Origin of the sequence: Laedolimicola ammoniilytica, assembly GCF_025567165.1 — a bacterium.
Taxonomy (GTDB): domain Bacteria; phylum Bacillota; class Clostridia; order Lachnospirales; family Lachnospiraceae; genus Laedolimicola; species Laedolimicola ammoniilytica.
On record NZ_JAOQKC010000011.1, the window covers coordinates 103,743 to 119,001 of the forward strand.

General features: G+C 52.8%; 12 protein-coding genes. 1 reads left to right on the forward strand and 11 read right to left on the reverse strand.

Annotation, left to right across the window (positions count from 1 at the left end; all coding sequences use genetic code 11):
- Nucleotides 1–9: 9 nt before the first annotated feature.
- From rapZ to OCV63_RS09760, 5 genes are all read right to left on the reverse strand, one after another.
- Nucleotides 10–888 carry an RNase adapter RapZ gene (gene rapZ, locus OCV63_RS09740; protein ID WP_158363635.1) on the reverse strand — a complete coding sequence of 293 codons (879 nt, stop codon included), beginning with the start codon at nucleotides 886–888 and terminating at the stop codon, nucleotides 10–12.
- Between the two features lie 20 nt (nucleotides 889–908).
- Entirely contained in the window at nucleotides 909–1,826 is a 918-nt protein-coding gene (murB, locus tag OCV63_RS09745; protein ID WP_158363636.1) for a UDP-N-acetylmuramate dehydrogenase, read from the reverse strand.
- Nucleotides 1,827–1,959: 133 nt separating this feature from the next.
- A complete protein-coding gene (uvrA, locus tag OCV63_RS09750) occupies nucleotides 1,960–4,779 on the reverse strand; it encodes an excinuclease ABC subunit UvrA (protein ID WP_262670774.1) in 2,820 nt (939 codons plus the stop codon).
- Nucleotides 4,780–4,819: 40 nt separating this feature from the next.
- Nucleotides 4,820–6,865, reverse strand: a complete 2,046-nt coding sequence (gene uvrB / locus OCV63_RS09755; protein WP_158363638.1) for an excinuclease ABC subunit UvrB — start codon at nucleotides 6,863–6,865, stop codon at nucleotides 4,820–4,822.
- Between the two features lie 158 nt (nucleotides 6,866–7,023).
- Nucleotides 7,024–7,929, reverse strand: coding sequence for a LysR family transcriptional regulator (locus OCV63_RS09760; RefSeq protein ID WP_158363639.1), 906 nt, complete (start codon nucleotides 7,927–7,929; stop codon nucleotides 7,024–7,026).
- Nucleotides 7,930–8,120: 191 nt separating this feature from the next.
- On the opposite strand from OCV63_RS09760, the gene OCV63_RS09765 reads away from it, so the two are divergent.
- Nucleotides 8,121–9,293: an NAD(P)-dependent malic enzyme gene (locus OCV63_RS09765; RefSeq protein ID WP_158363640.1), complete on the forward strand. Its 1,173-nt coding sequence runs from the start codon at nucleotides 8,121–8,123 to the stop codon at nucleotides 9,291–9,293.
- Between the two features lie 127 nt (nucleotides 9,294–9,420).
- On the opposite strand, the gene OCV63_RS09770 is transcribed toward OCV63_RS09765, so the two are convergent.
- The 6 genes from OCV63_RS09770 to OCV63_RS09795 form a co-directional block, all read right to left on the reverse strand.
- On the reverse strand, nucleotides 9,421–9,603 hold the full coding sequence (locus OCV63_RS09770; protein WP_158363641.1) for a hypothetical protein: 183 nt from the start codon (nucleotides 9,601–9,603) through the stop codon (nucleotides 9,421–9,423).
- Nucleotides 9,604–9,613: 10 nt separating this feature from the next.
- On the reverse strand, nucleotides 9,614–11,350 hold the full coding sequence (locus OCV63_RS09775; RefSeq protein ID WP_262670775.1) for an RNA polymerase sigma factor: 1,737 nt from the start codon (nucleotides 11,348–11,350) through the stop codon (nucleotides 9,614–9,616).
- 146 nt (nucleotides 11,351–11,496) lie between these two features.
- Entirely contained in the window at nucleotides 11,497–12,039 is a 543-nt protein-coding gene (gene rbr / locus OCV63_RS09780) for a rubrerythrin (RefSeq protein ID WP_158363643.1), read from the reverse strand.
- 166 nt (nucleotides 12,040–12,205) lie between these two features.
- Complete coding sequence (locus OCV63_RS09785) at nucleotides 12,206–13,621, reverse strand: MFS transporter (protein WP_158363644.1); 1,416 nt, start codon at nucleotides 13,619–13,621, stop codon at nucleotides 12,206–12,208.
- Nucleotides 13,622–13,642: 21 nt separating this feature from the next.
- Entirely contained in the window at nucleotides 13,643–14,818 is a 1,176-nt protein-coding gene (locus OCV63_RS09790) for a M20 metallopeptidase family protein (protein ID WP_158363645.1), read from the reverse strand.
- A 240-nt stretch (nucleotides 14,819–15,058) separates the two neighbouring features.
- A partial coding sequence (locus tag OCV63_RS09795) for a hypothetical protein (RefSeq protein WP_262670776.1) occupies nucleotides 15,059–15,259 on the reverse strand: 201 nt, incomplete at its 5' end.

Sequence of the window (15,259 nt, forward strand, 5' to 3'; positions counted from 1 at the left end):
AATATGATCTTAATGCGCCTTGACAATAGCGTCTTTCTCAATATCCCGGTGCTCGATCCGCACCGCGTAGTCCGTATTTTCCCGCAGCCGCTCATAGAGCTTATTGGCCAGGGTCACCGAGCGATGCTTGCCCCCGGTGCAGCCGATGGAGATCACCAGCTGGTTCTTGCCCTCCAGCACATAATTGGGAATCAGGAACTGTATCATATCTATGAGCTTGTCCAGAAACCGGTGGGACACCTCAAAGCCCATGACGAAATCCTGTACCGGCCTGTCATTGCCGCTCAATTTCCGCAAATCTTCATAATAATAAGGATTGGGAAGAAAACGCACGTCAAATACCAGATCGGAGTCGGTGGGGATTCCGTATTTAAAGCCAAAGGAAAGCACCGAAATGACCAGGTTTTTAAAATTCTTATTCTGCACAAAGATTTTATCCAGCTCCTGCTTCAGCTCTCTGGTCAGCAGGCTGCTGGTGTCAATGATATAATCCGCCTGCTTCTTCAGAAATTCCAGTCTCCGACGCTCTTCCCGGATGCCGTCGGCCACCCGGCCGTCCTGAGCCAGCGGATGCGTGCGGCGGGTCTCCTTATAGCGCTTCACAAGCACTTCATCGGAAGCGTCCAGGAACAAAATCTCGTAGTTTACGCCAGCCACGGTCAGCTCCTCCAGCACGGCCGCCAGCTCGTCGAAGGCCTTGCCACTCCGGATATCGATGCCCAGCGCCACCTTGGTGACCTCTGTATTTCCCGGGTATATGAGCTCGGAAAATTTCTCAATCAGGGAAATGGGCAGGTTATCCACGCAGAAGTAGCCTGCGTCCTCCAGTACCCGCAGAGCCGTGCTTCGGCCCGCGCCTGACATTCCTGTTACAATTACAAATCTCATTTGTATCTTCTCCTGTCGCCTTAGTTACCAGAAAATCCCAGTAGTTTTACTTCCAGTTCCAGCTCTACACCAAACTGCTTTTTTACTTCCTCCTGCACATGCCGCACCAGATCCAGCACGTTCTGTGCCGTCGCGCCTCCCCGGTTGATGACGAAGCCACAATGCTTCTCGGAAACCTGGGCGCCGCCCACCGCGTATCCTCTAAGTCCCGCATCCATAATCAGCTTTCCCGCAAAATAGCCCTCAGGCCGCTTGAAGGTGCTGCCGGCGCTGGCGTATTCCAGCGGCTGCTTGGAGGTTCGCGCCTCCTTCAGCTCCTGCATCCGTGCCTCGATTGTCCCCTTCTCTCCTGCTTCCAGCTCCAGCAGGGCGCTCACAACCAGATAACCTTTTCTGGCAATGATACTGGTGCGGTAGCCCAGCTCCAGCTCTTCCTTCGAAAGTCTGAGAAGTTCTCCGTCCGGCTTCAGAACTACGGCTTCCTTCACCACGTCCTTCATCTCTCCGCCGTAGGCTCCGGCGTTCATCACCAGGGCTCCTCCCAGCGTTCCCGGAATACCGGAGGCGAATTCCAGTCCGGTCAATCCCTCTTTTGCTGCCAGATGGGCGATACGGACCAGCAGAGCTCCGGCTTCCGCCTCAAGCTCTGTTCCGTTCACACGGATGCCGTCCATATTGCGGAACAGCTGAATCACAACGCCTTCATATCCGGCGTCGCTGACCAGCACGTTGCTGCCGTTGCCCAGGATATAGTAAGGCACGCCTGCCTCCACACAGGCCTTCACCGTATCTGCCAGCTGCGGTACGGTCCGGGGCGTGCAAAAGAGCGCCGCCGGACCGCCGATACGGAAGGTGGTATGGCGGCTCATGGGCTCGTCCCGCAGGACATTTCCGGTTTCATTTATATGACAAAGTGTTTCGTATAATTTCTGAATCATTGTGTGTACTCCATTTGGATTCTGTTTGATATTCCACTTAAGTATATGCGATATTTCTCAAAAGTACAACCCATAGAAACAGGAAAATGTTCCCCGATTCCATGGGTTGTTTTGTACAGAATCCCCAGATCCGCTACAGGTATTTTTTCAGGTACCGGCCTGTGTAGGAGATTTCCTGCCCGGCCACCTCCTCCGGCGTTCCCTTCGCGATGACGGTACCGCCCCGGTCGCCGCCCTCTGGCCCCATATCGATGAGATAGTCCGCCGTCTTAATCACATCCAGGTTGTGCTCAATGACGACCACGGTATTGCCACCCTCTGCCAGCCGTTTCAGAATCTCGGTCAGCTTGTGTACGTCGGCAAAATGAAGGCCTGTGGTGGGCTCGTCCAGGATATAAATGGTCCGTCCGGTGCTCCGTCTGGACAGCTCTGTGGCCAGCTTGATCCGCTGGGCTTCGCCGCCGGACAGGGTCGTGGAAGGCTGTCCCAGTTTGATATAGGAAAGACCCACATCGTTCAGAGTCTCAATCTTTCTCCGGATCGACGGCACGTTCTCAAAGAAGGGCAGAGCCTCCTCCACCGTCATATCCAGCACGTCGAAGATACTCTTTCCCTTGTACTTCACGTCCAGGGTTTCCCGGTTGTAGCGTTTACCCTGGCAGACCTCGCAGGGTACATATACGTCCGGCAGGAAATGCATCTCGATCTTGATGATACCGTCTCCGGAGCAGGCCTCGCAGCGGCCGCCCTTTACGTTAAAGCTGAAGCGGCCCTTCTTATAGCCCTTGCTCTTGGCGTCTGCCGTAGACGCAAACAGATCCCGGATCTGATCGAAGACTCCGGTATAGGTGGCCGGATTGGAACGGGGCGTCCGTCCAATGGGCGACTGGTCGATGGCGATCACCTTATCCAGCTGCTCCATACCGATGATTTCCTTATAACTGCCCGGAATGGTTCTGGCCCGGTTCAGCTTTCTAGCCAGCGCCTTATACAGAATCTCATTGACCAGGGAGCTCTTGCCGGAACCAGACACACCGGTCACGCAGGTCATGACGCCTAAGGGGAAATCCACCCGGATATTTTTCAGGTTGTTCTCGGCAGCGCCTTTGACGGTCAGCCAGCCCGCAGGCGTCCGCCGGGATTCCGGTACCGGGATCTTGCGTCTTCCGCTCAGATACGCTCCGGTGATGGAATCCGGGTTGGCCATAATCTCCTCTGCCGTACCGGCTGCCACCACCCTTCCTCCATGCTCGCCTGCGCCCGGACCAATGTCCACAATATAGTCTGCCGCAAACATGGTATCCTCGTCGTGCTCCACCACGATCAGGGTATTGCCCAGATCCCGCAGACGCTTCAGGGTTGCCAGCAGCTTATCGTTGTCCCGCTGATGCAGTCCGATACTGGGCTCGTCCAGAATATAGGCCACGCCCACCAGACCGGAACCGATCTGGGTTGCCAGACGGATTCTCTGGGCCTCGCCGCCGGACAGGGTTCCCGTCGCCCGGGCCAGGGTCAGGTAATCCAGTCCCACGTCAATCAGGAAGCCAATCCGCGCTTTAATCTCCTTTAAAATCTGCGCGCCGATAAGCTTCTGCTGTTCCGTAAGGGAAAGCTCCTGCAGAAATTCATACAGCTTTACGATAGACATGGCGGTAAGCTCCGCGATATTCTTCTCCCCCACGGTCACGGCCAGGGAGGTCTTCTTCAGACGCTGGCCGCCGCAGGCCTTACAGGGAGTGATCCGCATAAAGGTCTCATATTCCTGCTTCATCAGATCCGAACTGGTCTCCCGGTAACGGCGCTCCACATTTTTGATCAGTCCTTCAAAAGCCACGTCATAGACGCCCTCGCCCCGCTGGCCTTTATAAGAGACCTTCACCTCCCGGCCATCTGTACCGTGAATCAGCATCCTCCGCACCTCCGGGGACAGCTGCTCATAGGGTGTCGTCAGGTCAAATTCATATTCCTTCGCCAGCGCTTTTAAAAGGGCATAGGTGAAGCTGGATGGATCCGTACAGGACTGCCAGCCCATGACCGTAATCGCGCCCTCCGCAATGCTCAGGGACTTGTCCGGGATCATCAGATCCTCGTCAAATTCCATCTTGTAGCCAAGACCGAAGCACTCCGGGCAGGCGCCGAAGGGATTGTTGAAGGAGAAGCTTCTGGGCTCAATTTCCTCCATACTGATCCCGCAATCCGGGCAGGCATAACTGGAGCTCAGGGTCAGCGGCTCCCCGCCGATGACGTCCACGATGAGCAGGCCGTCAGACAGATTCAGAACCGTCTCGATAGAGTCAGCCAGACGGCGCTCAATCCCCGCCTTCACCACCAGACGATCCACCACAATTTCGATATTGTGCTTTACATTTTTTTCCAGTTTTATCTCCTCTGACAGCTCGTAGAGGTTCCCGTCGATCCGGACACGCACATAGCCGCTCTTTTTCGCCTGCTCAAGCACCTTCACATGCTCACCCTTGCGTCCCTTGACCACCGGGGCCAGAAGCTGCAGCTTCGTCCGCTCCGGCATGGCCATGATCTGATCCACCATCTGATCCACGCTCTGCTTTTTAATCTCCTTGCCGCATTTGGGGCAATGGGGAATTCCGATTCGCGCGTAAAGCAGCCGGAAATAATCGTAAATCTCCGTCACGGTTCCCACCGTAGACCTGGGATTACGGTTGGTTGACTTCTGGTCAATGGAAATAGCCGGGGACAGTCCCTCGATACTTTCCACATTGGGCTTCTCCATCTGCCCCAGAAACTGGCGGGCGTAGGAGGACAGAGATTCCATATACCGTCTCTGTCCCTCGGCGTAAATGGTGTCAAAGGCCAGGGAGGATTTTCCCGAACCGCTTAAGCCGGTCAGCACCACAAATTTGTCTCTGGGGATATCGATATCCAGATTCTTCAGATTGTGCTCGTTGGCTCCCCGGATCCTGATAAACTTATCCATTGTATTTCTCCTCATCATTGACATTCAGACGTGTGACCGTTTACCTGTCCTGCGCCTGCTTTTTCAGTTCTATCATCTTGTCACGCAGCTCTGCGGCCAGCTCAAAATTCAGCTCCGCCGCCGCCTTTTTCATCTTCTTATCGATGTCCGCAATCAGCTTCTCCAGCTCCTTTTTGCTCATGGATTCCGGATCCTTCTCAAACTGCAGCTCCTCTTTCGCTATCTCCCTGGAGATACTGATCAGATCCCGGACTGACTTCTGTATGGTCTTCGGCGTGATCCCATGCTCCTTATTGTACGCCTCCTGCAGGGCACGGCGGCGTTCCGTCTCGTCGATGGCTAGCCGCATGGAATCCGTAATCGTATCCGCGTACATAATGACATGGCCCTCCGCATTCCGCGCCGCCCGGCCGATGGTCTGAATCAGGGAAACCTCCGAACGCAGGAAGCCCTCCTTGTCCGCGTCCAGAATGGCAACCAGGGTAATCTCCGGAATATCCAATCCCTCCCGGAGCAGGTTGATACCGACTAACACATCAAAGACGTCCAGACGCATATCCCGGATAATCTGGGTACGCTCCAGGGTATCGATATCCGAATGCAGATATTTTACCCGGATGCCAAGCTCCCGCATATAATCGGTCAGATCCTCTGCCATACGCTTGGTCAGGGTAGTAATCAGGATCTTGTGGCCTGCCGCCACCTCTTTGTTGACCTCGCCCACCAGGTCGTCGATCTGACCCTCCACCGGACGGATCTCCACCTTCGGATCCAGAAGTCCCGTAGGACGGATAATCTGCTCCGCCCGCAGCATCTCATGGTCGGCCTCATATTCTCCGGGCGTAGCGGAAACAAACAAAATCTGATCGATCTTCTGCTCAAACTCCTCAAAGTTCAGAGGCCGGTTGTCCAGGGCCGACGGCAACCGGAAACCATAATCCACAAGGGTCGTCTTACGGGAACGGTCTCCCGCGTACATACCCCGGATCTGGGGCACGGTCTTATGGGACTCGTCTATGATAATCAGAAAATCATCCGGGAAATAATCCATCAGTGTATTGGGCGGCGTCCCCGGCGCCGCCCCGGTCAGGTGCCTAGAATAATTCTCGATTCCGGAGCAGAAGCCTGTCTCCTTCAACATCTCGATGTCGAAATTCGTTCTCTCCGCAATCCGCTGGGCCTCCAGAAGCTTGTCCTCGCTTTTGAAATAGCGCACCCGCTCCTCCAGCTCCTTCTCAATGTCAGCGGCTGCCCGCTTGATCTGCTCCATGGGCACCACGTAATGGGAAGCCGGAAAGATCGCGATGTGCTCCAGCTCTCCTTTGATCTCCCCGGTCAGCACATCAATCTGGGTAATCCGGTCAATCTCATCTCCGAAGAACTCCACCCGCACTGCCAGCTCGGATTCATTGGCCGGGATAATCTCCACCACATCTCCCCGCACCCGGAAGGTACCGCGCTTAAAATCCATATCATTGCGGTCATACTGGATATCTACCAGCTGCCGCAGCACCTCATCCCGATCCTTCTCCATACCGGGCCGCAGGGAAACCATCATTTTCTCAAAATTCTCCGGTTCGCCCAGGCCATAGATACAGGAGACACTGGACACGATAATCACGTCCCGCCGTTCAATCAGGGCGGCCGTAGCCGACAGCCGCAGCTTATCAATCTCGTCGTTGATCGACGAATCCTTTGCAATATAAGTATCCGTCGAAGGCACATAGGCCTCCGGCTGGTAATAATCGTAGTAGGAGACAAAGTATTCCACCGCGTTCTCCGGGAAAAACTCTTTAAACTCGCCGTAGAGCTGGGCCGCCAGGGTTTTATTGTGGGCAATAATCAGGGTCGGCTTGTTCAGGGCCTGTATCACATTGGCCATGGTAAAGGTCTTGCCCGATCCCGTAACACCCAGCAGTGTCTCTGCCTGGTTGCCTTCCTTAAAACCCTCCACCAGCTTCGCGATAGCCTGGGGCTGGTCGCCGGTGGGCTGGTATTCGCTGTGTAATTTGAAAGCAGCACCGCCTTTTGGGCTGCTTTCATGAGCAGGCAGCGAAGCGGATTGCGAATGTCCTTGTTCTTTCATATCGTGTGATTTCCTTTTCCTGATGGATTTAGCATACTTAAAGTCACTGAAAATTATAACACGGATATAAAAAAAAGTATAGGGAATTCGGAACATTTGTTCTTTTCCTATACTTTTCTTCATCGCCTTGTTCTCCTTCAATATAAACTTCAGGAATCTTAATGAAACCTCATGTTTTTTTCAATAATTCCCTGAAATTTGAATTTTTTGGCAAACCGCAAGAAGTGCTCCACATCATTGTAGAGATATTGATCTCGTTTCCACAGCAGTACCGTGTCAAAATAAATGGGTTCGGAAAACGGAACCGCTACCAGATCCGGCTCCTGACGGGCCAGGGCGTCCATCAGGAAGGCTGCTGCCGTGCCATCGGAAATAAACTGCTTAATCATGCTGAGCTGACTGGAATAAAGCAGCACATTGGGCCGCAGCTGCTGCTCCGCGAAAAGGGACAGCACTGCGTTGGAGGGCGCCGTATCCGTTCCGAAAAGTACCAAAGGCTCCCCCTCCAGCATGGTCACATCGATTGCTTTCGCCCGGGCCAGGCGATGGGAAGGACTGACGCAGAGCACCAGCTGTGTCCGCGCAAGCTTCTGACAGGAAAATTCCGGAGAAGGAGCCGCCGGGAGCGTGGCCATGGCCAGATCCAGTTCTCCCTGCTCCAGAAGCTTTTCCGCATGGAGGGAACCGCATTCCGTAATAGAAAGAGTGATTTCCGGATACGCTGCCTGGAACGCCTTATAGAGCTGCGGGAAAAAGACCGTCCCGGCCATAGGCGGAATTCCAATCCGGAAACGGTTTTTCTGATTTCCCAGATCCTCCATCTGCCAGGAAAGCTCATCAAACTGGCGGATCAGCTGCTGGGCCCGTTCCCGGAGGAAACTGCCCTCTGCCGTCAGAACCAGGCGTCTCCCCTCGTGCCGGAACAGATTGATCTGAAATTCGCTCTCCAGATCCCGGATGGTACCGGACACAGACGGCTGGGAAATATGCAGAAACTCCGCCGCGCGGCTGACGCTCTGGAACTGACAGACCGCCAGGAACTGCTGTAATTTGGCTATTGTCATGGACTTAAACTCCTTTCCGTGTAATCCGATCTATAGTTTTTTCCTATAATAACTTATTATATATATATTTTACTTTTCTGTAAAGTAGCGCTATGATACGGATAGCAATGATTGTACCGCAAAAAATACAATGCGGTGCCAAGCATGGATATAGGAATAATGCCGTTTATCAGAGAAAAGGAGAATTTATCATGGATTACGCTGCAGAATCACTGAAATTACACTATGAATGGAAAGGCAAGCTGGAGGTTACTCCCCGTGCCGCTGTAGACAGCAAGGAGGCGCTGTCCCTGGCCTACACCCCGGGCGTCGCACAGCCCTGTCTGGAGATTCAGAAGGACGTCAATAAGAGCTACGAGCTGACCCGCCGCTGGAACACCGTAGCCGTAGTGACCGACGGTACCGCAGTCCTGGGTCTGGGCGATATCGGACCGGAGGCCGGTATGCCGGTTATGGAGGGTAAATGCGTCCTGTTCAAGGCTTTCGGTGACGTGGACGCCATTCCGCTCTGCGTACGCAGCAAGGATGTAGATGATATCGTAAATACCGTTGCTCTGCTGGCAGGCTCCTTCGGCGGCGTAAACCTGGAGGACATCTCCGCTCCCCGCTGCTTCGAGATTGAGCAGAAGCTGAAAGAGCGCTGCGATATTCCGATTTTCCACGATGACCAGCACGGTACCGCCGTTATCACACTGGCAGGTCTGATGAATGCTCTGAAGCTGGTAGGAAAGAAGATTGAAGATGTGAAGATCGTCACCTCCGGCGCAGGCGCAGCCGGTATCGCTATCATCAAGCTGATGATGAGCATGGGCCTGAAAAATGTTATCATGACCGACCGCAAGGGCGCCATCTACGAGGGCCGCGAAGGTCTGAACCCCATCAAGGAGGAGATTGCCGCAGTTACCAACCGGAACATGGAGAAGGGTACCCTGGCTGAGGTGATCAAGGGCGCAGACGTATTCGTCGGCGTATCCGCACCGGGCGTTCTGACCAAGGAAATGGTTTCCACCATGGCAAAGGATGCTATCATTTTCGCATGCGCAAACCCGACTCCGGAGATCTTCCCGGATGAGGCAAAGGCTGCAGGCGCTGCTGTGGTATCCACCGGCCGCAGTGACTTCCCGAACCAGGTCAACAATGTTCTGGCTTTCCCGGGCATCTTCCGCGGAGCTCTGGACGTTCGCGCATCCGATATCAACGACGAGATGAAGATCGCCGCTGCACGCGCTATCGCTTCCCTGGTATCCGACGAAGAGCTGAACGCAGACTACATCCTGCCGGCAGCCTTCGATTCCAGACTGAAGGATTGCGTTGCTAAGGCTGTAGCTGAGGCTGCAAAAAAGAGCGGCGTAGCACGTATCTAATATTGGCAATTACGTTCACTGGATAGAACTCATCATAAGAAAACCGCAGGGGATTCGGTGTTTTGCACCGGATAGCCTGCGGTTTTTTCGCGCTGTCCTGCTTTCTTCCATATTCTTTTGACTTCGGCTAGTTTTCCGGCCACGCGGAACCTTCTTCCAGCCCCTGCGCCCTCAGCCAGTCATCCTCTACGGACAGGCTGCTCTCCTGACCGGTTTCATCCTCCAGGATGACCAGTACTTTAGCCTTTTCGTCGGCTGTGCGTTCCTCGCAGCCGTATTCGCCGTCGAAGATTTGTTTGATTCTTTTCATGGCGACTCCTTTATCTGATCGTATAGCTATATTTTTGTTCCCAGTTTTTTACAACTTTATCTATGCGGACCCAGGCCTTTTCCGGGATCGTTTCATCCGGTCTGTAGTATAGCATCAGCTCCTGCCGATATTCCGCGTACCCGCCCTCGTAATACATGGCCGGAGGCCAGGTGCTTCCCTCAGCCGTAAAAACCGGCGCAGTTTCTCCGTCTGCTTCCAGCTCACCGCTTTCCCGGTTCAGGGAATAGGATGTTCCCGTCTTCATCCGTCCCCAGCTGGCGGAAATGGAAAATAATTTTGTGTTCTTCTCCAGGGTAACCGGCTCTACATGCAAAAGTATCTGAGTGCCATACCTGATGGAACCATCTTCCATCTCTGTTTCTGTCACCTTTCGCTCTATTTTCACGATATGATAGCAGTCTTCCCCCACTTCAAAGGGAATATCCACTGCTTCCGAGCCATTTTCCGCCGGAATGGGCACCTCAAAAAGCGGGCCCTCCGTTCCCAGTTCTGCCTTCAGAGAGACAGCCGGAATCCTCAGCTGATAGGGCTTGCCCTGCTGCGCGCTTACCTCCGCTGTGAAGCTGCCGCTGCCATCCAGGCCGTCGTGCAGCCAGAGTACATAATCCTCTTTTTCCCGTTCCTCCGGCAATATGGGATAATGCCCCAGACCGCAGATCTTCCAGAGTTCCTTCCCATAGCTCCAGGCGTTCAACTGCAAGGTATTTTCATCCTTCCAGTCCCCGCTTACCACCAGGGTACGGCCCTTATGGGTCACCGGCTGGCCGATGGCGTCCAGACTGTCGTATTCCGTAAGCGCTGTCATCTGTAACGTTACGGTCTGATCAAACAAATGAAGAAGAAACTGCTCCTGAGGTTTATAGAAAATGAAATCCCAATCCAGATTCAAAATCCCGTTCCGGAGATCCTGACCGCTGGAACCTGAGCCACACAAATGGGTGCCATCCTCACTTTCCACCCAGATATTCTCTCGGACGATATCAAACCCATCGACCTCCTCCGGGTGAACGACTGCCATTTTCACATAGAGATATTTCTCCTGCCAGATGGCATACTCTACCGTAACCTTGCCGTATTCTGTCTCCACTTCCACCGGAAGCGCTGTCCCCATGTAAATCTCCTCTTCCGAATCCCGGATCCCCGTCACCGGGTTGAATCGTAACCGGATGACAGCCGCCGCACAGGCCCCCAGAAGGCCCAGCGCCACCAGGGCAATCAGCGCCAGACGAAGCTTTTTCAAGCTTCTCTGCTGCCGTTTTTTCACGGTCTCCACGGGAAGCTGCATGGCCTCGGCAATCTCCCTGCAGGTCAGGCCATCGTAATACTGCATCCGGATCATGCGGCTGTCCTGCTCTTTCAGTTTCCCAAGGGCCTGCTCCAACGCCTCCCGGTTCAGAATCGCGTCCTCGCCGCTGTCCGCCGCAGCTTCCTCCAGCATTTCCAGGGGCACAGCGCTCTGCTTCCCGTTCTGGGCCGCCATCCGGATGGCCTTTCGCTTGGCAATCACGTAGAGGTACGCCTTGACCGTCCCCTTCTCCGCCCGGAACCGCTCCCGGTTTCCGTAAAAATCCGCAAAGGTCTCCTGCACGCACTCTCGAATATCCTCCGGATTCGTCAGATACAGGCGGCAGGCGCTCCACAAAAGGCCCATATACTCTTCCATCAGAAGACCCATGCCTTCTTCCGGATTTTGATCCAGCAGGTGCAGAAGTTTTTTGTCGGTCATAGGGGTTCCTCCTCTCGCACGATATTTCCTTTTACTTATAGTTGCGGAAAATACGTGTTTTGGGGACATTTTTCATAAAGATTCCATGTTTCCGTTGTTTTCTTCAGTGTAACAGGTTTTTTCCATTACGTCCATTCTTTTCCAAATTAGTAATTTTCTTTCCGAACCTCGAAATAGTTCTGCGGATAGTTGCAGACCGGACATACCTTCGGGGCCTCGGTGCCTGCTACGATATGGCCACAGTTCCGGCACTCCCAGATCTGAACGCCGCTCTTCTCAAATACCTGACGGGTCTCCACGTTCTTCAGCAGCGCGCGGTATCTTTCCTCGTGGGTCTTCTCAATAGCTCCTACGCCGCGGAACTTCTCCGCCAGCTGCTGAAATCCCTCTTCCTCGGCCTCTTTCGCCATGCGCTCGTACATATCCGTCCACTCGGCATTCTCGCCCTCTGCCGCGTGAAGCAGGTTCTCAGAGGTATCGCCCAGCTCACCCAGCTCCTTGAACCAGAGCTTCGCATGCTCCTTCTCGTTCTCTGCTGTCTTCAGAAACAGCTCCGCGATCTGCTCATAGCCCGCTTTCTTCGCCACAGACGCGAAATAAGTGTACTTATTGCGCACCTGGGACTCGCCCGCAAAGGCCTCCCACAGATTCTTTTCGGTTTTTGTTCCGACGTACTTATTGGTTCCCATGATGTAATCTCCTTTCTTTTTATTTTAAAATAGTAACTATTACTGTTATATGCATGTAGCATATTCTAAAGAGTCCGTCAACTACTATTTTTCCCAAAAATAAGACCGTCCATTCCTGGGAAATTTTTTCAGGAATGACGGTCTTATTTTCAGTATTTCTATACCGCTATACGTTCTTATTTGCCCGGCGCTCCTTCAGCTCCGCACGCATCTTCGTGTTGAACTCACCATGCAGCGGATAAGCCTTCAGCATGATGAAGCAGAGGATGCCCATGGCGAATAGGGGCCAGATGCAGATATCCACTACCATGGACTTCAGCTGCGGGGTTACAATGCTGTAGTTTACATAACCTACCGCCGCCAGCGCGATACCTACGACCAGGGTGGAGACAGAACCGCTCAGCTTCTTCAGAAGGGTTACGGCACTGTTCACAAACGCAGCCTGTGCGGTGTGGAACTTCCACTCGGTGTAGTCTGCCACATCCATGATAAACGCTACGATAGCGATATTGGCCACGATATTGCCGAACGCACCAAATGCGGTCAGTACCAGGAAGATCATCAGGATCTTGGAGTTGTACTGATAGGTCTCAGCCAGCAGGGTACCTCTCATAACCAGATAGCCGATGGGCTGAATCAGGTAGATACCAAGGCCGAGCATCGCCATGGTACGCTTCTCCATCTTCTTCAGGATACCCGGAACAAACGGGATAACACCAATGGAAAATACCAGGCTGATAACGCCGGAAAGCGCGATGATGTCAGTGCTTCCCAGGGCAATACGGTAGAAATAAATGTTCGCCGCATTGATGGTATTCATCATCAGGAACAGAGTTCCATAGGCGCCTGCTGCCAGAAGCAGCGGCTTGTTATGTACGACGATATGCAGCTGATCCTTCCAGGTAAACCGCTCCGGTTCAGGCAGGCTGTTGTAGTAATCCTTCTTCCGGACGCCCACACAGCAGGCCAGACCACCGATAATATCACAGACAGCGACAATGGCAGCGATGGTCAGCCAGCCCTTTGCTTCTGTAGCCGCGCCATTGACGATGGGCATAACCAGAATGGAAACCACGATGGCGCTTCCGGTTCCGAACAGCTGACGGTAGGTCAGCAAACGGTTACGCTGATGCGGGTCTGCACTCATAACGCTGTTCAGCGCCTGCCAGGATACCGTAAACATGGTCTGCACCCAGCAGTAGATAAACATCACCAGGAAAAAATAACCTGCGTTCATGGCTCCCGTAAATCCCGGATTTACAAAGCACAAAATAGTAATAATTCCTAATAAAATGCTGCCCCAGAACATCCAGGGACGGTATTTACCCATACGCTTCGTGTTGGTACGATCCGCCAGAACCGCGATAATTGGGTCGTTGATAGCGTCCCAGATAACCATGATGGTCATCAGCGCGCCCGCGATAGCCGGGTTAATCTTGGCGATATCTGTCATAAAGGACAGCTGATAGCTGCTTCGCAGCTGATTGTTCATATTGGCGGGCAATGCGCCCATGCCGTAGGCAAATACATGGCTGTGGGTCAGTTTTTCCGGATCATCCTCTTTTGTTTTCTTCTGAAACATACTCCCTCTCCTCTTCCTCTTTTATGCGTGCTCTTCCAACCAGCGCTGCGCGCAGTGTGCAAGATATGCCGCGCCTCTGGGCAGAACTTCCTCATTGAACTGTACCTTGGGATTATGAGCGGAATATGCACCGCGCTCATCCATATAGCCGCTGGACAGATACATAAAAGTGGACGGTACCTGTTCTGCCACAAATGCGAAGTCCTCCGACGCGCTTGCGGAGATATTCGGATATTCCATGGTTTCCGGCAGCTTCAGCTCACGCATATAGCCTACAAACTCTTTCGTAGTAGACGGATCACAGATAAGCGGCGGTCCGCCTGCGCTGATTTCCACTTCTGTATCTGCCCCGTATACCTTTGCGGTAGCCTCTGCAACTTCTTTTACGCGCTTCATCAGCTTCTGCTGTGCCTCTTTTGTGTCCGCACGCAAAGTTCCTGTCAGCTCCGCCTCTTCCGGGATGATATTCATGGCTGTTCCTGCATGGAAGGTTCCCACGGTAATAACACAGGCATCATGGGGATCAAATTCTCTTGCGATAATTTCCTGAAGCGCGATGATAATGTGTGCCCCGATGCTGATAGGGTCAATACAATTCTGAGGAAGCGCTCCATGACCGCCTTTTCCCTTAACCTTGATTTTCAGTGAATTATTAGAAAACATCATGGTGGAATTATCATTATACATAAACATACCGATGGGCAACTGACCCGGTCCCACATGATATGCAAGAGCTGCGTCTACCTTCGGATTCTCCAGAATTCCATGTTCCAGCATATTCAGACTTCCGTTCAGGCACTCTTCTCCGGGCTGGAACATCAGCTTGATGGTTCCCTTCAGCTCGCTTTCATGTTCTTTGAGCATCTTCGCCGCACCCAGAAGCATAGTAGCGTGCATGTCATGACCGCAGCAGTGCGCTGCCTTCGGATCCTTGGAAGCAAAGGGAAGTCCACTCTCCTCCGGCATAGCCAATGCGTCCATATCCGCTCTCAGAAGCAACACCTTGCCGCCCTTTCCGATAAGTCCGGTCACGCCCTCGCCGCAGCGCTGCGGTTCGATTCCGTACTCTCTTAATTTTTCTTCAATGAACGCTCTTGTCTTCGGAAGCGTCAGTCCGACCTCTGCATTTTCATGGAGATAACGACGGTTGGCTACCAACTCGTCCTTCATCTCCAAAGCTCTGTCATAATAGCTCATGTTCTACCTCCTACCGTCCTGGCATGTGGATTTTTAAAGCCTTAATGCACAATTATATACACCTTTTTGTGATACGTCAATGCTTTAGCGAGTAAAATTATCAGATATTTTTTTCACAATCTATAGTTTTTCCCACTTTACTGATTTTCAGTCTTTTTTCAAGAATTAGTTTCTCTTTTGCAATTCTCTATAAAAAAAGAATGTGCCATTGGCACATTCTCGCGCCGAGGCGCGGTTGCTTCAGCAACCATCTACCACTGCGCCGAGTGCGCATCTCCCAGATTGGTTTTTTGCTCTATAGGAATCATAGCTTTCGTGTTTTAATGTAACACAGTGTTTCCTAATATAAGAAAGGGGCTGTGAAAAAACATAACCTATAAAAAAGAAGGACCAAGGATTCATAATGAATCCAAGGTCCTCTTTTTGTGTTAAAATTAATCT